Genomic DNA, 18,497 nt, shown 5'->3' with positions numbered 1-18,497 from the left:
TGCCGTCCGCAGTGCCCCCCCGTCCAACCGACCATCCGGTCGCGCCCTGGAGCCTGAAATGCCTGCCGCCCCCTCTGCCGTTCCCCCTGACAACCGCTCCCTCCCGCCGCGTCGCCGACACCCGGTGGCCACCGTCCTTTCCCTGCTGCTGATCCTGCTCGGCGCGGTCATCGGCGGCCTGGGCGTCTGGCTGCTCACGCTGGGTGGATCCTGGTACTACGCCATCGCCGGCATCGCCATGCTGGTCAGCGGCGTACTGCTGTGGGGCAACCGCCGCAGCGCCGCGCTGCTGTTCGTGCTCATCTTCGTCGGCACATTGCTGTGGACATGGTGGGAATCGGGAAGCACCTACTGGCGCTGGGTGCCACGGCTGGGCCTGGTGACCGCACTGGCAATCGTGATGGCGCTGCTGGCGCCGACGTTGCAGCAGCCTTTCCCACGTCGCGCATCGCGTGGTGTTGCGGCGGTCCTGATGCTGGTCTTCGTGGCGGCCTTTGCGCTTGCCTTCGTGCCGCACGGTGAAGTGCGCGGTGACCAGCCGTTCCCCGACGCAGCTGCGTCGACCGGCATCGATCCCACCGAGGACACCACGGGCCTGCAGCCCTCCGACCGACCGGCTGACGGTGACTGGGCCGCGTGGGGCCGCAACAACGCCGCGACGCGGTTCTCGCCGCTGCAGCAGATCACCCCGGACAACGTGGCCACGCTGCAGCCGGCCTGGCAGTTCCGCACCGGCGACCTGCCGGAGAACCGCTGGGGCGCGGAAACCACGCCGTTGAAGATCGGCAACCGCCTGTACCTGTGCACCGCGCGGAACCAGCTGATCGCCCTCGACGCCAGCACCGGCAAGGAGATCTGGCGCTTCAATCCGAAGGTGAAGGACGCTTCGATTCCCTATACCGCAGCGTGCCGCGGCGTGTCCTATTACGAGCAGCCCAGTGGCGCCGCCGTGGTCGATGCCGCGCTGGCTGACGTGGCCGCCGATCTGGCACTGCCGGCGCCGCCGCCGACCCCGGGCGCAGCCAGCGTGCCCGGCAACCGCCCGGCCTGCACCGCGCGCATCATCGAAGGCACCCTGGACGGCCGCATCATCGCGGTGGACGCCGACAGCGGAAAGCCGTGCGCCAACTTCGGCAACAACGGCCAGGTCGACATCACCCAGGGCATGGGCAAGACGCCGCCAGGCTATGTCTCCATCACCTCGCCGCCGGCCATCGTACGCGGCGTCATCGTCACCGGCCACCAGGTGCTGGACGGCCAGCGCCGTGACGCACCCTCGGGCGTCATCCAGGCCTATGATGCGGTGACCGGCAAGCTGCGCTGGGCCTGGGACATGGACCAGCCGGAACTGACCGGCCTGCCCGCGCAGGGCAAGGAATACACGCGCGGTACGCCGAACATGTGGACCACTGCCACCGGCGATGAAAAGCTGGGCCTGGTCTACCTGCCGATGGGCAATTCCGCAGGCGATTACTGGAGCGGCTCGCGCACCGAGAATCAGAACAAATACGCGACCTCGCTGGTGGCCATCGACGTGACCACCGGCAAGCCGGCCTGGCATTTCCAGGCCGTGCGCAAGGATGTCTGGGACTACGACATGGGTTCGCAGGCCAGCCTGATCGACTACCCGACCGCGCAGGGCAAGGTGCCGGCCATCCTGCTGCCGACCAAGCAGGGCGACATGTACATCCTCGACCGGCGCACCGGCCAGCTGCTGACCCCGGCCGAAGAGCGCAAGGTGCCCGGTGGTGGCGCCGAGCCGGAGCAGCGCTCGCCCACCCAGCTGTTCTCGCTGTACCACACGCTGCGCCGCGAGCACGACCTGACCGAGCAGGACATGTGGGGCATCACCCCGATTGATCAGCTGGTGTGCCGCATCCAGTTCCGCAAGGCGCATTACGAGGGTTTCTACACGCCGCCGAGCGCCGATCATCATTCGATTGAATACCCCGGCTACAACGGCGGCTCGGACTGGGGCAGCGTCGCCATCGATACGCGTCGCGGCGTGATCGTGGCCAACTACAACGACATGCCCAACTACAACCGGCTGGTGCCGCGTGCCGAAGCCGACCGCAAGGGCTGGCGGCCGCGCGAGGAGATCACTCACGACAAGGGCGGTGCCGAAGGTGCCGGCGACCCACAGGTGGGCACGCCGTACGCCATCGACGTCAATGCTGGCTGGCGCCTGCCGTTCACTGGCCTGCTGTGCAAGCAGCCGCCTTACGGTGGCATCCGCGCGGTCGACCTGCGCACCGGCAAGCTGCTGTGGGACCGTCCGTTCGGCAGTGCACGTGGCAATGGCCCGTTCGGCATCCGTTCCGGGCTGCCGATCGAGATTGGCACGCCCAACAATGGTGGTGCGGTGGTGACCGCCAGCGGCCTGATCTTCATTGCCGCTGCCACCGACGACCTGCTGCGCGCGATCGACCTGAAGACCGGCAAGGAGCTGTGGCACGTCAAGCTGCCGGCCGGTGGCCAGGCCAACCCGATGGTGTACGAACAGGACGGCCGCCAGTACGTGGTGATCGTCGCGGCCGGGCACCACTTCATGGAAACGCCGAAGGGCGATTACGTGATGGCGTACGCGTTGCCGAAGTGACGTGATGGGTGGGCGACAGCCCAACGCCACCCTCACGGGGCTGGCGTTGGGCTAGGATGGCCGCACGCCTCGTCTGCGAAGGAATCGCCATGTTCGTGCGCTGTCTTTCCGCCCGCCCATTGCTCTGGGCCTTGTTGATCCTGCTGTGCATGGGCGCCGCGCACGCTGCGGCGCCCGCTCCTGAGGCGCGACGTGCCGCCGATGACTGGCTGGCAGCGTTCAATGCCGGCAGCCTTGAGGGGCTACAGACCTTTGCCGAACGTTACGCCAAGAAGGAAGGCAGCACTCCGCAGGACTATCTGGAGTTCCGCGAGTCGACCGGCCCGCTGAAGCTGCTGGAGGTGCGTGAAAGCACGCCACTGCAGGCGAAGCTGCTGGTGCTGGCGCAGCAGACCGAGCGTGCGATGCTGGTGACCGCGGAGATGGATCCTGCCCATCCGGAACGACTGCAGTTGTTCCAGCTGGAAGGCACGCCCACGCCGGAAAAGTACCAGCCCGCACGCGTCGGCTTGCCGCAGCTGATGGCCGACGCCCGTGCAAAGCTGGACGCTTTGGCCGCTGAGGATGCGCTGTCGGGTAGCGTGCTGGTCGCGCGGAACGGGCGCGTGCTGCTGGACTGGCACGCAGGCCTGGCCGACCGCAGCGCGAACAAGGCGGTCGATGCGCAGACCCGATTCCGGCTGGCCTCGTCCAACAAGATGTTCACCTCGGTGGCCATCCTGCAGCTGGTGCAGGCCGGCAAAGTGAGCCTGGACGATACGATCGGCAAGCACCTGACGGACTATCCGAACAAGGCCGTCGCCGATACCGTGACCGTGCGCCATCTGTTGGCCCACACCAGCGGCCTGGGTGATTTCTTCGGCGATGATTTCGACCAGTACTCGGCCTCGCTGAAGACGCTGGATGACTACGTGCAGCGCTTCGCCAAGGATGCGCCGCAGTTCACGCCCGGCAGCCAGGATGCCTACTCCAACTATGGCTTCATCGTGCTTGGCCGCATCATCGAGGCCGTTTCCAGGCAGTCGTACTACGACTACGTGGACGCGCACATCCTGCGCCCGGCAGGAATGACCGCTACCGGGTTCGAGCCGGAAACCGTGGATGTTGCGCACCGTGCCATCGCCTATACCAGGAAGGACGGGCAGTGGGTACGCGAAACCAGGACGCTGCCCTGGCGCGGCATGTCGGCCGGTGGTGGCTACAGCACCGCCGCAGACATGCTGAAGTTCTGCGAGGCCCTGCGCGGCGGCAAGTTGCTGTCGCCGGCGCTGCTGCAGCAGGCGACCACCGCGCAGAACCACAAGGGCTGGTATGGCTATGGCTTCGTCGTGCAGGGGCAGGGCAGCCAGCGCCAGTACGGGCACGAGGGCGGGGCGCCGGGGTCGAACAGTGCCACCGTGGTGCTGCCCGAGCAGGGCTATGTGGTCATCGGCCTGGCCAACGTTGATCCGGATGCGGTCGGCAACGTTGTCAACTACATTGCGCGGCGCTTGCCGCTGTAACGCAAGCGGTAGAGTCGACCGTTGGTCGACTATCGCGCGCAGCGCGGGGTTTCAGCGGGTCGCGAGGGACAGTCGACCAACGGTCGACTCTACCCCCCCGTCAGCGCGGCACCCGCACCATCTTCGTCATCAGGTGCTCGACCACGCCCGCCGGATCGGCCGTGCGGCCGACGTGCGTGCTGGACATCTGCACGATCGAGCTGCGCTTGGCGGTAAGGAAATGGAAGCGCGCACGCGCGGGCAGCTGTGCGATAGGGCCGGCGTTGGCGTCGCCGCGGCAGATCGCCACGATGGCATCCAGCCACGGCTGCAGAGCTTCCAGGTCCAGTGCCGGCGCGAACGCCTGCAGGCGCCCGGCGTCGATCTCGATCGCGGCTTCCAGATGCCGTGCGCCGGGGCAGGAGACGATCACCCCGACGTTGATGAACTCTTCGCGTTCCACCCGCGGTACCACGCGGATGACCGCATAGTCATACGTGTGCAGCGTGGGCACGGACGGCCTCCTGCACGAACACCGCACGCACATTCAGGCGGTGCTTGAGATAGTTGATGTAGCCCTGGCGGTAGGCCTGCGGGCTGTCGAAGGCCGGTTCGTCCACCAGCCAGCTGTCCGGCACCAGGCCGACGATGCGCTCGATTTCCGCATCGGGCAGGCGCGCGGCCAGCTCGGCATCCACCTCGGCAATGCGGCTGGCGAACGGCAGCAGCACGTGGTCGCGGATCAGCACGAAGGGCTTTTCGCAGGCGTCGCCGGCGTTGGCCCAGTCGTGATGGAAGTACATCGCCGCACCGTGGTCGATCAGGTACAGCTTGCGGTGCCAGACCATCAGGTTGGGGTTGCGCGTGGTGCGATCGACATTGCTGGTGAACGCATCGAACCAGACGATGCGCGACGCGAGGTCGGCATCCGCCGGCATCGCGGCCGGATCGTAGTTGATCGCGCCGGGCAGGTAATCCAGGCCCAGGTTCAGGCCCTCGCTGGCGCGGATCAGGTCCTGGATTTCCGGGTCAGGTTCGGTACGGGCGAACTCGCTGTCCAGCTCCACAAACAGGATTTCCGGAATCGGCAGGCCGACCGCGCGGGCCATCTCGCCGGCGATCAGCTCGGCGATCAGTGCCTTCGGACCCTGGCCGGCGCCACGGAACTTGAGCACCGCCATGCCGTCGTCGTCGGTCTCGACCACGGCGGGCAGCGAGCCCCCTTCGCGGAGCGGGGTGATGTAGCGGAGTGCATGAACGGTGCGCATGAACGGATTCTACAGTCTTCACTCCACCCTGCCGCCTGCGATGTCAGCATCCAGTCGTGGGGAGACATGACCGGCCAGAATGGCCGTGGTGTACGAGAGCTGCCATCCTTCAAGCGTTTCCACGATGTACTTGCAGGCATTGGAGGTGTACCCATGAATGACGAATCCATTCCCCTGCTGCCGACCCTGGACGACGCCAAGGTCGAAGAGATGATCGGCAAAGTGGTGCTGGTGGGCATTACCCGCTACGGCGGCGATGGCCAGATGCGGGACCAGCAGCAGTATTCGGGTACGGTGCTGCGCATCAGTGCCGAGGAAGGCGTGGTGCTGGCCGACGAGGCCGATGGCCATGAACGTTACCTGCCGCCGATGCTCGACCAGTACCGCCCCGCGGAACCGGGTGAGTACCGGCTGCGCTCGGGTGGCGAGATCGTGGTCGACCCCGATTACCTGACCACGTGGGACCTGCACGCGCAGCAATAGTGCCAGGGCGGATGTACGCCGGGCATGGCCCGGAGCTACCGACAATCAGCCCTGCGCCCGGTAGCACCGGGCCATGCCCGGTGGGGTTTGCAACATCCGGCCACTAGTCCTTCCGGCCCATTCACACCCCCCCCCGGGGTGCTAGATTCGGCCGATGCCCGCTGTCTGGCGGGTGCCCGATCACACCCCAGGGGATCAAGGATGCTCAGCCATCGCACCTCTCTGGCGGCGGCCATTGCCGTTGCCTCCGTCGGCCTGCTGGCCGCAGGTCCGGCGCTTGCCGATTACGCAAAGCCGCCGGAGCACCTGCTCAAGGTATTGAAGGCTACGCCGCCGCCGGCACCGAACGTCGACCCGAGCGGGCAGCGCCTGCTGCTGACCACCGCGCAGACCTATCCGTCCATCGCGCGCGTGGCACAGCCCTACCTGAAGCTGGCCGGCGTCCGCCTGGAACCGAAGAACCGCAGCCGCCACGACACCCCCGGTGGTTACGGCATTCCGGCCTGCGTGGCCGATTTCAGCGTGGTGGAAATCGCCAGCGGCAAGACCACCAAGGTTGACCTGCCGCAGGGCTGTGCCGGTGCGGCGCAGTGGTCGGCCGATGGCAGCCACTTCGCGTTCCAGAACGCGGTCGATACCAGCGTGCAGCTGTGGGTGGGCGATGCAGCCACCGGCCAGGTCAAGCAGGTGCCGGGCGTGCAGCTCAATCCGATCTTCGGCAGCACCTTGCAGTGGCTGGGGGGCAGCCAGAACCTGCTGGTGAAGCTGGTGCCGGCCAACCAGGGCGCGGCCCCTTCCGACGGCGGCGTGCCGACCGGCCCGGACGCGCAGGAATCGCTGGGCAGCAGCGGCGAAAGCAGCACCTACGAAGCCCGCGACACGCTGACCAGCGCGCATGACGAAAAGCTGTTCGCCTACTACGGCGCCTCGCAGCTGGCCGTGGTCGACACCACCAGCGGCAAGGTGCGCCCGGTCGGCAGCGCCGCCATCTTCAACGACGTCAGCGCCGCGCCCGATGGCGTGCACGTGCTGACGGAATCGATCAAGCCGCCGTTCTCGCACGCGGTGACCTACCAGCGCTTCGCCAACGATGTTGCGGTGCTGGACATCGCCAGTGGCAGGACCACCGCCATCGCCAGCCTGCCGCTGGCCGACCGCGTGCCGGTGCATGGCGTGCCGGAAGGTCCGCGTGGTTTCGACTGGCGCTCCACCGATCCGGCCACCCTGGTCTATGCCGAAGCGCTGGACAAGGGCGACTGGAAGGTGAGCGTGCCGCACCGTGACCGCGTGCTGATGCTGAAGGCCCCGTTCAACGGCAAGCCGGTGGAAATCGCCCGCACCGCACAGCGTTTCGAAGGCCTGGCCTGGTCGGCGGATCCGGCCGTGTCGTTCATGTTCGAGAACGACGAGAACCGCCACTGGGTGCAGACCCGCATCGTCGATGTCGACCAGCCGAAGAAGGAAGGTCGCCTGCTGTGGGACATGTCCAGCGATGAGCTGTACGGCGACCCGGGCAACCTGGTGTTCAAGCGCTTGCCCAACGGCGCTGCGGTCGTGCGCCAGGAAGGCAATTACGTGTTCCTGCGCGGGCAGGGCGCTTCGCCGCAGGGCGACCGTCCGTTCCTCGACCGCCTGGACCTGGGTTCGCTGAAGAGCGAGCGCCTGTTCCGCAGCGATGCCGATGCCTACGAGCAGTTCCTCGGTTTCAGCAACACCCCGGGCCGTTACCTGACCTGGCACCAGTCAGTGATGGACGCGCCGAACGCGTTCGTGCGCCAGCAGGGCGAGGCGGTTGCCGCAGCAAAGGACGGTGAGGCGCAGTTCGCGTCCACCGCCACCGCGCTGACCAAGCTGGTCGATCCGACCCCGGAAGTGCGCCAGATCAAGAAGCAGCTGGTGACCTACAAGCGCGCCGACGGCGTGGATCTGTCCTTCACCCTGTACACCCCGCCGGGCTACAGGGAAGGCCAGCGCGTGCCGGCGATCCTGTACGCGTACCCGGCCGACTTCGCCAACGCCGCCCAGGCCGGCCAGGTGTCCGGTTCGCAGCAGACCTTCACCCGCCTGCAGCCGTACCGCCTGATGCTGCTGGCCGGCTACGCGATCATCGACAACGCCTCGTTCCCGATCGTCGGCGACCCGAAGACCGCCTATGACACCTATCTGGAGCAGCTGGAAGCCGACGCCAAGGCGGCGGTGGACAAGGCCGTGGACATGGGCGTGGTCGATCGCAACCGCATCGGCGTCACCGGCCACAGCCATGGCGGCCTGATGACCGCCAACCTGATCGCCCACACCAACCTGTTCAAGGCCGGCGTGGCGACCAGCGGTTCGTACAACAAGACGTTCACCCCGTTCGGCTTCCAGAATGAGCGTCGCTCGGTGTGGCAGGCGCAGGACGTTTACCTGAAGGCCTCGCCGTTCTTCTACGCCGACAAGATCAAGCTGCCGCTGCTGCTGGTCCACGGCGAAGACGATGCCAACCCGGGCACCGAGCCGTTCCAGTCGCGCAAGCTGTACCAGGCCATCCGTGGCAACGGCGGCACCACCCGCCTGGTGATGCTGCCGAACGAACCGCACTGGTACACCGCGCTGGAATCGAACGAGCAGCTGGTGTCGGAAATGCTGAACTGGTTCGACACCTACGTGAAGAACGCGAAGTAACGTCGAGCCTGCTCGATTGCCCTTGTAGAGTCGAGCGATGCTCGACTGCTTTTGTAGAGTTGAGCTTGCTCGACTGCCTGCAGAAGCCAGTCGAGCAAGCTCGGCTCTTCGCTGGCCCTGCCATTGCGTTGCCGCAAAGCTGCGGTACGCTGCAGATCGGTGTCTGCCACGGATGCGCTCAATGAAAACCATCGTTCTTGCTGTGTTCCTGTCACTGGCCATCGCACCGGCCATCGCGTCGGCGCAGGAAATGACGGATGAACTGGCTGCGCTGGGCATAACCGCAGGCATGCCCTATGCCAAGGCCAAGCGTCTGCTTGATGCAGCGGGCTGGCAGGCCACGCCGCCGGAATCAGGGCAGGCCCCGCTGCCGGACTTCCCCGAGATCGAATGCGGCCAGGGCCGCGATGCAGTCTGCTCGGCGGGCTTCCACAAGAACGATCAATCGGTGGCGATGATCATCGCCACCACGCAGGCGGGGCAGCCGTTCGTGCAGGGCACGTACTGACCGCGCTCGGGCGCTGGTGCTGGCTCGCCAAGAGCAGCCGAGCATGGCTCGGCTCTACATTGAAGGCGGTTGATGTACTGACTGCCAATCGTGACCGGGTACCGCCAACCATGACCTCCGGCCCGTCGCTGGGCGCTCGGGCGCGTACTACCCTCAATGGTTCAAGGCGCGTGGGTGCCTCCTTCCACTGGAGTTGTCGATGTCCCGTTCGTTGCTGGTGGTCGTTTCCGCTGTGTTGACGCTGTCCCCGCTGCCGTTGCTGGCCGCCAGGGCACCCGCGCAGGACCTGGCCGCCGAGGTCAATCCTTTCATCGGCACCACCAACGCCGGCAACGTCTACCCCGGGCCGACGGTGCCCTTCGGCATGGTGGCCTTCAGTCCGGAAATGACCGCACTGCCGGGCAAGCGCTTCCCGATTGCCGCGCCCGGTGGGTATGAGTGGCGCAGCAACGGCGTGCGCGGTTTCAGCCTCACCCACGTCAATGGCACTGGCTGCACCGGCGCCAGCGGCGATGTTCCGTTGATGCCGGTAACGCTGCCGGTGGAGCTCTCGCCGTCGTCGGCCGATGCCGGCGTGCGCTACACCAGCCTGCTGGACCACGCGAAGGAGAGCGCCAGCCCCGGCGCCTACACGCTCACCCTCGACAACGGCGTGGCCGTGAGCCTGGCAGCCACGGCGCGCACGGCGGTAGGCCAGTTCCAGTTCCCGGCCGACAAGCCGGCCAACCTGCTGTTCCGTACCTCCGACAGCGAAGTGGGCAGCAGTGATTCGACCATCATCATTGACCCGGCCACGCGCACCGTGCGCGGCTCGGTCACCAGCGGCAACTTCTGCGGCTACCTCGCCGAGGACCGCCGCGAGAGCTACTACACCCTGCATTTCGTTGCCGAGTTCGACCAGCCGTTCGAAGTGGGCGGCACCTGGCGCGATGACACCGTGCAGGCCGGCGCGCGCGAAGGCGGCGGTGGCACCACCTATGGCAGCAAGGGCCACCCACCGGCAGGCAAGGGCGCCGGCGGCTGGATCAGTTTCGATGCCAAGCGCACGCCGCAGGTGACTGCACGCATCGGCATTTCCTACGTGGATGAAGCCGGTGCGCGCGCCAACCTGCGCCGCGAGAGCCCGCAGGGCACGACCGTGGCGGCCACGCAGGCGGCCACCCGTGCAAGGTGGAACGAACTGCTGGGCCAGGTGCGGGTGCAGGGCGGTACGCCCGACGAGCGCATCGTGTTCTACACCGCGCTGTACCACGCCATGCTGGCGCCCAACCTGCACAGCGATGGCGACGGCCGTTACCGCGGCATGGACGGCAAGGTGCATGCGCTGGCCAAGCGGCAGCAGGCGCAGTATGCCAATTACTCGGGCTGGGATGTGTACCGTTCGCAGCTGCAGCTGCTGACCCTGCTGCAGCCGCAGGTGGGCTCGGACGTGGCGCAGTCGCTGCTCAACCAGGCCGATCAGAATGGCGGCGTCTGGGATCGCTGGACCCACATCACCGGCGCCACTGGTGTGATGAACGGGGATCCGTCGCCGCCATCGGTGGCAGCCATTCATGCCTTCGGCGGCCGCAGCTTCGACCTGCAGAGCGCCTACGCCTCGCTGAAAAAGGCGGCCACGGTGCCCACCGCACGTGATCTGGACAAGCGCGGTTGCCCGGTGCTGTGCGTGGGCCAGCGCCCGGGCCTGGACCAGTGGCTGGCCCTGAAGTACATGCCGGAAGGCGCGCCGGGCTGGGGCAGTGCGGCCGACACGCTGGAAATGGTCAGCGCCGATTTCGGCCTGTCCGAGCTGGCGCTTGCAGCCGGTGATGCGCAGGGTGCAAGGCAGTTCCGTGAGCGTTCCGGCTGGTGGCGCAATCTCTACAACCCCAAGGCCACCGCGCAGCAGGGCTACATCCAGCCGCGCAACGCTGATGGCAGCTGGCTGGCGTTTGATCCGGCCGCCGATGATGGTTTCGTCGAAGGCAGTGGCGCGCAGTACCTGTGGATGGTGCCGTTCGATCCGGCCGGCCTGTTCGAGGCGCTGGGCGGCCGCGAGGCCAGCATCGCGCGGCTCGATGCGTTCTTCCGCAAGCCCGGCGGTGCGTGGGCCGTGACCAGGTCCGGCCCGCTGCACGCCGAACTGGACAACGAACCGTCCATCGCCGCGCCGTGGCTGTACAACTTCCTCGGCCAACCATGGAAGACGCAGGAAACCGTGCGCCAGGCGATGCGCCAGATCTGGACCAACACGCCCGAGGGCATGCCCGGCAACGACGATCTCGGCCAGATGTCCTCGTGGTACGTGTGGTCGGCGCTGGGCCTGTACCCGCTGTACCCGGGCCGCGCAGACCTGGTGATCGGCAGCCCGCTGTTCACCGAAGCGGTGATCACCCGCCCAGGCGCGAAGATCGTGGTGCGCGCACGCGGCGCGGCGATGGATGCGCCCTACGTGCAGTCGCTGCAGGTGAATGGCAAGGTCAGCACTGCGAGCTGGCTGCCGGCCAGCTTCGTGCAGCGTGGCGGCACCTTGGACTTCGAGCTGGGCAGCACGAAGAACGAGCAGTGGGGCGCGCAGGACGTACCGCCTTCGCACGGCCCCCGCTAAATCCACCCCGGTAGATCCACGCCATGCGTGGATGAACCACCGCACGGCCGGCATCCACCCGGCCAGTAGATCCACGCCATGCGTGGATGCGGTGCCACGCCATGTGTGGATGAATCACCACCCGGCCGTGCTAGCCTGACCGTGCTACAGACAAGCGGCAGGAGGTTCCCATGGAAATTCCACAGGACGTGTACGAGCACGTACTGGGCGTGGCGGTTGAAATGGCCAATGCCAGCACCCACGGCGATACCCGCAGCCAGTGGCGGCTGCACGACGAGCTGCGGCAGTACTGCGATGCGATGGCGGTGGAAGGCCGCGACCATCCTTTCCTCTGGGAAACCCTGGGTGACTTCACCAGCGACAGCGGCGTGGCCATCGGCTACTACGAGCGCGCGCTGACCCAGGCGCGCCAGCTGGGCGTGATCGAAGGCGAAGCGTCGATCTGCCTGGAACTGGCGCGGCGTCATATCGACCAAGGCGAGACCGGGCGTGGTTATGAGTTCGCGCTGCTCGCCGACGAAGCCGCCAGGCAGACCGACGACCTCGATCTGCGGCGGGAGATCAGTCAATTCTTACTGGAAAACACATGAGTTCTCGCATGATTCTGATCCGCAGCTGCATCGCAGCCTTCGCCGCTTTTTGCGCACTGCACGCACATGCGCAGACGGGCGCCGTTGCGATCAATCCATTGCTGACCAAGCCTGCCTCAGCAGTAACGCCTGCAGAAGTGACTGGCATGCAGCAACGACTTGCCGACTGGCCGGAGCTCAGCCGCTACCGCGAGGCGAACGCGCGCCTGCCAGCGAAACAGCCAGGTATTCCCCGGATCGTGTTCTATGGCGATTCGATCACTCAGAACTGGGGCGAAAAAGACCCCAGCACGTTCTTCCCAGGCAAGGGATATATCAACCGCGGTATTGGCGGGCAAACGTCGCCGCAGCTGCTGCTGCGGTTCAGCCAGGATGTCATTGCCCTCAAGCCCGAGGTGGTGGTGATTCTGGCAGGAACCAATGACTTGGCGGGCAATACCGGGCTGGCCACCCAGCCCATGATCGAAGACAACCTGCATGCGATGGTGGACCTCGCCCGGGCGCACGGCATTGGCGTGGTCCTTGCCTCGGTGCTGCCCGTGAGTGATTACCCTTGGCTGCCCGGTACCTCGCCCGCACCCAAGGTGCGTTCATTGAACGCTGCGCTTGAGCGGTACGCTGCCGCGAAGGGCGTTGTGTATCTGGATTACTACAGCGCGCTGACCAATACAGCAGGCGGAATTGACCGGTCGTTGGCCTTTGACGGCGTCCATCCCACCGCCGCGGGCTACGCGGTGATGGCGCCGCTGGCCGAAGCGGCCATCTCACGCGCGCTGGAGGCGGTCCCGGCGTCGCGCCGCTGAGCGCGTCGCAGGCGCTTACCGCAGGCGCACGATGGCAGCTGTCTCCTACAACGTGCTCGAGGCCGTGGCGCGCGCCGTGTTCAAGCGCAGTCCGGTGCTGGTCACCGAGCTCTATTCAAGCGCCGGCGAGCAGCCGCGCCGCTATGATTCTGCCGAGGCGCTGTGCGAGCACGGCAGGGCATTGCAGTGGGTCTCAGGCGGCATGCTGCTGATCGGCGTGCAGTACGCGGACATGGGCGGCGCCGTGCGTGTTCGCCCCTTCGACACGGGGCGCGGTGAATCCGCGCGCGCCATGGTGTCCGGCTGGGGGCTGATCTCGATCCTGCTGCCGATGGCCATCGATGCGAACGTCAGCGCGAAAGTGCAGGCCCTGACCGAGCGTGCCGCACTGGCCCGCGAGCGCGGCGCGCTGGACGTTCCGCCGGTATGCGACTGGAACTGGAAAGTGGTGGAGTCGCACAAGCGCCGCCTGCAGGAAGTACTGAGGAAGGCGCTGTAAAGCAGCTGCTCAGTCGTCGTCGCGCTTCAGCGCCGTATCTGCCGCGAGCAGCGCCTGCGCGGCCGCACTCAGCGGCGGCGAGGGCGGCGTATCGCAGCCAATGGCCGCCATCATCCGCTCCATGCCGACGAAGCTTCGCGCGCGGCGATCGTAGATGCCGGTGACCAGCAGCGCGCGGGTGGCGACTTTCTGCTCGGGCCCGACCAGCACGCGCTGCTCCATGATGATGCGCGTACCGATCCAGCCGGCCAGCCGCGTTTCCAGGGTGAATTCCTGGAACGGCTTGAGCTCGCGCCGGAACTGGATGGTGCCTGCGCCGACGATGGGTGCCCACTTCTCACGCAGCGCCACCTTGCCCAGGTCCATGCGCAGGATCAGGTCCAGCCGGCCCAGGTCGAAAATGTTCCAGTAGCGGCCGTTGGTCATGTGCAGGTTGCTGTCCAGATCGTTGGGCAGCACCCGGAACGGCAGCCGCGAGACACCGAACGGGGCGTCCAGTTTCGGCCGGAACAGGCTGCACAGCAGCAGGTGGAGCAGGCGGAACCAGAGATTCATGACTATGACGACTGTTATACTACGGCCGATACGCTAATCTATGACGACTGTCCTAGCAAGGTGAGCGCATGAGCCCGCGAGCGTCCGATGCCCCCCAGCGCGTGATCGATGCGGCCGCCCAGATGCTGGCGCGGGTCGGGCTCAATGCCACCAGCATCCGTGAGGTGACCAAGCTGGCCGAGGCGCCGCTGGGCTCGACCTACCACCATTTCCCGGGTGGCAAGCAGGAGCTGCTGGCCCGCGCCACGCAGATGGCAGGCGACAAGGTGGAGACCCTGCTGGTGGAGCTGCTGCGTGGCGGCGCGGTGCAGGGCCTGCAGCAGTTCCTGGCGATGTGGCGCGAGCGCCTGCTGCGCACGCAGTTCCGCGCCGGCTGCCCGGTGCTGGCCGCGGCGGTGGAAGAACCGGTGGAAGCGGTCGCAAGCCAGCCACGCGCGGCGGCGGCCGAAGTGTTCGCGCGCTGGCAGGGGCATCTATCCCACGCCTTCGTGGCCGACGGCCATGCACCGGAGCAGGCGGCCGCGCTGGCCAGCCTGGTCATCGCCAGCGTGGAAGGTGCGGTGGCCATGAGCCGTGCGCTGCAGGACATCGCCCCGTTCGACCAGGTGGCCGCCCAGCTGCTGAAGGCAGCCGCGCCGCCCACACGCTAGAATCGACCCGAACGCACCCACGCGTGCCCGGCAAGGATGTCCGCATGCTGCACTCCCTTTGGTCCGGCCCAGTGTCGGCATGAAACAGACCAGACGCTTCAACAGCACGCCGTTGAAGCTGCCGACGACACGCAGCAGTGAAGTCGCCCGCGCGCGACGGCAGCTGCAGTACCACGGATGGCCGCGCCTGCAGATGGCGCTGATCGTGCTGCTGACCGGTGGCGCCGGCTTCCTCGCCTCGCATGCGCTGCGCTTGGTCGGCCTGGACAGCATGCTGCTGCGTTACCCGCTGGCAGTGCTGCTGGCCTATGCCGTGTTCCTGCTGCTGATGTGGCTCTGGATCCGCTGGCGCTGGGATGCGGTGGCTGACGGTGCTGCCGAGATCGCCGGCAATGGCGGATGCGGTGGCAGCTCCCCACGCGCAGGCCCTTCGTGGGGCGGCAGCGGCGGCCACTCTGGTGGCGGCGGCGCATCTGCGTCGTGGGCTGAAGCCTCGACCCCATCCATCGCCGATGCCGATGGCGCGTCCCTGCTGGAGGTTGCAGACGGTGAGGCCGGGCTGCCACTGCTTGCCGTGCTCGGTCTTATCGCGCTGGTGGCCACCGTGCTGTTGGCCAGCGTCTGGGTGGTGTGGTCGGCACCGGTGCTGATGGCCGAGCTGCTGGTGGACGCCGCCATTGTCGGTGGCCTGTACCGGCTCATGCAGGGCATGGGCGCGCAGGGCTGGTGGCGGTTGTGCCTGTCGCACACGTTCTGGCCGCTGCTGGGCCTGGTGGTGTTGTTCGCCGCGCTGGGCTGGGGTGCACAGCAGCTGGCACCGGAGGCGGTCAGCCTGATGCAGGTGGTGCAGGCGCTGTAAGTTGGTGAAAAGGAGTGCCGGGCACTGAGTTGCCCGCACAGGAAGAAACTTCATTGCAAAGGAGAAGCACATGGACATGGCTGCATGCAGGACAAAGGTGGTGTGTTGGATGCTCGGTGCGATGTTCGCGCTGGTGATGTCGTTCAGCGCGATGGCACAGTCGCCGTCGGCGAGAAGCGAGTCGGTCGCTGAAGTGGCTGCCGCCACCGAGGAGGCATCGTGCCGTGCCTGCACGTATGAACGCATTGGCCGCAAGGTCGACCTAGGTCTGGTGGCCTTGATGGCCACGCTGATCATCGGCGTGCTGTTCGCCGTTTCCCGCGAGTGGGGAACGCCCTCGCAGCGCTGGACCTGCCGCAGCACGGCCTTGTTCCTGGCGGCGATGGGCCTGGTGTTCGTGTGGCGCGCCGGCAGCGTGCTCTACCTGGGCTACAGCCCCTGGCAGGAGGTGCAGCCGGTGGTCGAAGCAGGGTGGGTCGATGGCCTGCTGAGCACCTCGCCGCGCTGGCTGATGGCCCTGCTGCTGATGGCAGCGGCCCCGGTCATCTGGAGGCGCAGCGAGCAGCTGCCACGCTGGCGCATCGCCTGAGGCAGCGCCCGGCAATGCCCGGCGTTTCCACGCTGGCGCTCAATCAAAGCGCCAGCGTACCCCTGCATATACGCCGCGGCCTTCGCCCGGCGTCGAGCGCGCGACATCCTTGCCCGCGTCGTTGTAGCCCGGCGTAACCGTGGCCGCGTAATGGCGGTCACCGATGTTGCGCATCTCCGCCCACGCCTGCCAGCGGCCGCCCGGCGCGTCGTAGCCGATGCGGCTGCCGAAGATCACGTGGCTGTCGGCCCAATAGCTGTTGGCATAGTCCACCGCGATGCGCGAGGCGTATTCGGTGTTCAGTGCGGCATACAGGCCGGAGGCATAGTCGAAGCGCAGTTCGGCCTGGTAGCTGTGCTGTGGCAGGCCGGGCAGGCGGTTGCTGCCGAAGCGCGCGTCGTGGCGGTAGCGGAAATCGCTGAAGGTGTAGGCCTGGCGCAGCGACAGACGGCCCGGCACGCCCTGCCACAGCGTGCTGTCCAGCCCGGCCTCGATGCCGCGGTGCACGGTGGGGCTCGCGTTGTTCTCGGCCACGAACAGGTTCGGCACCGGCTGCAGCTCGACGCTCAGCAGTTCGTGGTTCACGTGCGCGTAGTAGCCGGTCAGTTCCCAGCGGCCCAGCGCGGCCTCGCCACGCGCGCCCAGTTCCAGCGTGGTGGCGGCCTGGTTCTGCATCGCCACCGGCGTGCTCTGGCGGCCGGTTGACGGACCGTTGCCGGCGCCGAAGAACTGGTTCGAACCCCAGATCATCGACCACGGGTGCGGGGCTTCCACCGAGCGGCTGAGGTTGCCGAACCACTGCATCTGCGCACTGTGCTGCCAGGTGAAGCCCAGGCGTGGCGCGTAATCCCAGTCGTGGTCACGCAGGCGGCCACCGCTGGTGGGCCAGGTCACCTGCACATCGCTGCGGGTGTTGATAAGGGCCAGACCGGTCTGCACGCGCAGGCGATCACTCACGGCCAGAGTGTTGCCGATGTGCAGCGTGCTCTGCGTGCCGAGATGGCGGAAATCACGCGTGTGCGTGCCGGCCGCATAGCCATTGCTGGCAAAGCGCAGCGACTCGCGCACGTTGGCATCCAGATCGTGGGTCACGCGCAGGCCGACGGTGGTTTCGCTGTCCAGGCCGAACAGCGGATGGCGGCGGCGGTAGTCCAGCGTCGCGTTGAGGTCGGCGTAGTCCAGCTGCTGGCGGTACAGGCTCTCGCCCAGGTCCATCGGGTACTTGTGGTAGGCCAGCCCGGCCTGCAGCGAGGAATCCTCGTCGATCTGCAGCGTGGTCATGTTGCCGATCCAGGTGCTGCCCGGCTGCGGGCGGCGCGCATCGATGGCGAGGTTGGCCGGGTTGGCCGCGCGCGGGTCATTGCGGATCTGGTTGCGGGTCAGGCGCCCGGGCGTTTCGTGATTGGTCTCGCGGTAGCGCACGAAGAAGCGCGTCTGCAGGTCCGGGCTGATCTGCCAGCCGATGTTGGCCATCGCGCCCTTGCCGTCGCCGCGCGCGTGGCGCTGGTAGCCGTCGAACTCGCTGTCGGTGTAGGCCAGGAAGTAGTCGACATCACCACTGACGCCGCCCCAGCTGATCCCGCGCTTCTGGTAGCCGCGGCTGCCGGCCTCGTAATGCAGCTGCACGCCGGCCGAATCGCGGCCGCTGCGGCTGACATAGTCGATGGCACCGCCCAGCGCCAACGCGCCGCGCTCGAAACCATTGGCGCCGCGCAGTACCTCCACGCGCGACAGCCACAGCGGTTCCAGCAGTTCGTAGGGGGTGCCGCCCGGGCCGGTCAACGGCAGGCCATCGAGGGAGAGAGCAATGCCCGAGGCATGCGCGCCCGGCCCACGGTTGATGCCCGAGCCGCGGATCGACACCTTGGTGCCCTCGTTGCCCGGCGATTGCGCGCTGATGCCGGGCTGGTAGGCCAGTACATCGGCGCTGCTGGACAGGCGGCTGTCGGCCTTGGCGACGTCGATGACATTGCTGGCGCCGGGCACGCGCTTGAGCGCCGCGCGAGCCTGGGCGCTGGCATCGGCGGCAGTGACCTGCACCGCGTCCAGCGTGGTGGCCTGCGGAGCGGCGTGGGCGGTGGCGGCAAGGCTGAGGGAAACGGCCAGGAACAGCAGGGAGGGCGTGGGGCGGTAAGACGAGTGCGACATGCGGACAGGCTGTAAACCACGAAAGTGGCGCGCAAGTTAACAGGTCGCGGGCGGTACGTCACCCCTGAAAGCAAAGCCGAGCGTGGGCTCGGCTCTACATGGATTGCCGGGTAGCGCCGGGCCGTGCCCGGCGGCGCAGAGATCCCCGGTAGTGGGGGGGCGGCGGGCGGGGGCCTGGGAGGCGGCCGCCGCGGCCCCCCGCCGGCCGCGCCGC

Annotated in this window: 16 protein-coding genes; 12 read left to right on the top strand and 4 right to left on the bottom strand. The window is 67.2% G+C overall.

What is annotated here, in order from left to right; all coding sequences use genetic code 11:
* Positions 1 to 58 precede the first annotated feature (58 nt).
* Positions 59 to 2,599 carry a membrane-bound PQQ-dependent dehydrogenase, glucose/quinate/shikimate family gene (locus tag AC1VXD_RS13360; RefSeq protein WP_482992450.1) on the top strand — a complete coding sequence of 847 codons (2,541 nt, stop codon included), beginning with the start codon at positions 59 to 61 and terminating at the stop codon, positions 2,597 to 2,599.
* Between the two features lie 149 nt (positions 2,600 to 2,748).
* On the top strand, positions 2,749 to 4,101 hold the full coding sequence (locus AC1VXD_RS13355) for a serine hydrolase domain-containing protein (RefSeq protein WP_482992470.1): 1,353 nt from the start codon (positions 2,749 to 2,751) through the stop codon (positions 4,099 to 4,101).
* A gap of 100 nt (positions 4,102 to 4,201) precedes the next feature.
* On the opposite strand, the gene AC1VXD_RS13350 is transcribed toward AC1VXD_RS13355, so the two are convergent.
* Positions 4,202 to 4,594 (bottom strand): DUF3037 domain-containing protein, encoded by a 393-nt coding sequence (locus AC1VXD_RS13350; RefSeq protein ID WP_482992449.1) that lies wholly within the window; start codon positions 4,592 to 4,594, stop codon positions 4,202 to 4,204.
* The gene (locus AC1VXD_RS13345) at positions 4,572 to 5,348 is read right to left on the bottom strand and encodes a HipA family kinase (RefSeq protein WP_482992448.1); all 777 of its coding nucleotides are present in this window, start codon (positions 5,346 to 5,348) and stop codon (positions 4,572 to 4,574) included. Before AC1VXD_RS13345 ends, AC1VXD_RS13350 begins: the two co-directional genes overlap by 23 nt.
* A 153-nt stretch (positions 5,349 to 5,501) precedes the next feature.
* Here AC1VXD_RS13345 and AC1VXD_RS13340 point away from each other — a divergent pair, with 153 nt between their 5' ends.
* From AC1VXD_RS13340 to AC1VXD_RS13310, 7 genes are all read left to right on the top strand, one after another.
* The gene (locus AC1VXD_RS13340) at positions 5,502 to 5,831 is read left to right on the top strand and encodes a hypothetical protein (RefSeq protein ID WP_367382611.1); all 330 of its coding nucleotides are present in this window, start codon (positions 5,502 to 5,504) and stop codon (positions 5,829 to 5,831) included.
* A gap of 201 nt (positions 5,832 to 6,032) precedes the next feature.
* Positions 6,033 to 8,495, top strand: coding sequence for a S9 family peptidase (locus AC1VXD_RS13335; protein ID WP_482992447.1), 2,463 nt, complete (start codon positions 6,033 to 6,035; stop codon positions 8,493 to 8,495).
* Positions 8,496 to 8,676: 181 nt separating this feature from the next.
* Positions 8,677 to 9,003 (top strand): hypothetical protein, encoded by a 327-nt coding sequence (locus AC1VXD_RS13330; RefSeq protein ID WP_482992446.1) that lies wholly within the window; start codon positions 8,677 to 8,679, stop codon positions 9,001 to 9,003.
* Positions 9,004 to 9,202: 199 nt separating this feature from the next.
* Positions 9,203 to 11,590: a GH92 family glycosyl hydrolase gene (locus tag AC1VXD_RS13325; RefSeq protein ID WP_482992445.1), complete on the top strand. Its 2,388-nt coding sequence runs from the start codon at positions 9,203 to 9,205 to the stop codon at positions 11,588 to 11,590.
* 170 nt (positions 11,591 to 11,760) lie between these two features.
* Positions 11,761 to 12,180 carry a hypothetical protein gene (locus AC1VXD_RS13320; protein ID WP_482992444.1) on the top strand — a complete coding sequence of 140 codons (420 nt, stop codon included), beginning with the start codon at positions 11,761 to 11,763 and terminating at the stop codon, positions 12,178 to 12,180.
* A gap of 8 nt (positions 12,181 to 12,188) precedes the next feature.
* Positions 12,189 to 12,983 carry an SGNH/GDSL hydrolase family protein gene (locus AC1VXD_RS13315; protein ID WP_482992443.1) on the top strand — a complete coding sequence of 265 codons (795 nt, stop codon included), beginning with the start codon at positions 12,189 to 12,191 and terminating at the stop codon, positions 12,981 to 12,983.
* Between the two features lie 31 nt (positions 12,984 to 13,014).
* Positions 13,015 to 13,482 (top strand): hypothetical protein, encoded by a 468-nt coding sequence (locus AC1VXD_RS13310; RefSeq protein ID WP_482992442.1) that lies wholly within the window; start codon positions 13,015 to 13,017, stop codon positions 13,480 to 13,482.
* A 9-nt stretch (positions 13,483 to 13,491) separates the two neighbouring features.
* Here the strand turns inward: AC1VXD_RS13310 and AC1VXD_RS13305 are convergent, their stop codons facing one another.
* Entirely contained in the window at positions 13,492 to 14,037 is a 546-nt protein-coding gene (locus tag AC1VXD_RS13305) for a thioesterase family protein (RefSeq protein WP_482992441.1), read from the bottom strand.
* 68 nt (positions 14,038 to 14,105) lie between these two features.
* Here AC1VXD_RS13305 and AC1VXD_RS13300 point away from each other — a divergent pair, with 68 nt between their 5' ends.
* The 3 genes from AC1VXD_RS13300 (at position 14,106) to AC1VXD_RS13290 (ending at position 16,135) form a co-directional block, all read left to right on the top strand.
* Positions 14,106 to 14,687 carry a TetR/AcrR family transcriptional regulator gene (locus AC1VXD_RS13300; protein WP_482992440.1) on the top strand — a complete coding sequence of 194 codons (582 nt, stop codon included), beginning with the start codon at positions 14,106 to 14,108 and terminating at the stop codon, positions 14,685 to 14,687.
* 79 nt (positions 14,688 to 14,766) lie between these two features.
* A complete protein-coding gene (locus AC1VXD_RS13295) occupies positions 14,767 to 15,546 on the top strand; it encodes a hypothetical protein (RefSeq protein ID WP_482992439.1) in 780 nt (259 codons plus the stop codon).
* 70 nt (positions 15,547 to 15,616) lie between these two features.
* Positions 15,617 to 16,135 carry a hypothetical protein gene (locus tag AC1VXD_RS13290; RefSeq protein ID WP_482992438.1) on the top strand — a complete coding sequence of 173 codons (519 nt, stop codon included), beginning with the start codon at positions 15,617 to 15,619 and terminating at the stop codon, positions 16,133 to 16,135.
* A 39-nt stretch (positions 16,136 to 16,174) separates the two neighbouring features.
* Here AC1VXD_RS13290 and AC1VXD_RS13285 read toward each other — a convergent pair whose 3' ends face one another.
* Positions 16,175 to 18,283, bottom strand: coding sequence for a TonB-dependent receptor family protein (locus tag AC1VXD_RS13285; protein ID WP_482992437.1), 2,109 nt, complete (start codon positions 18,281 to 18,283; stop codon positions 16,175 to 16,177).
* Positions 18,284 to 18,497: the final 214 nt, after the last annotated feature.

The sequence above is a fragment of the Stenotrophomonas sp. STEN054 genome, from assembly GCF_056854535.1.
This window is presented reverse-complemented; position numbering and strand designations above follow the sequence as displayed.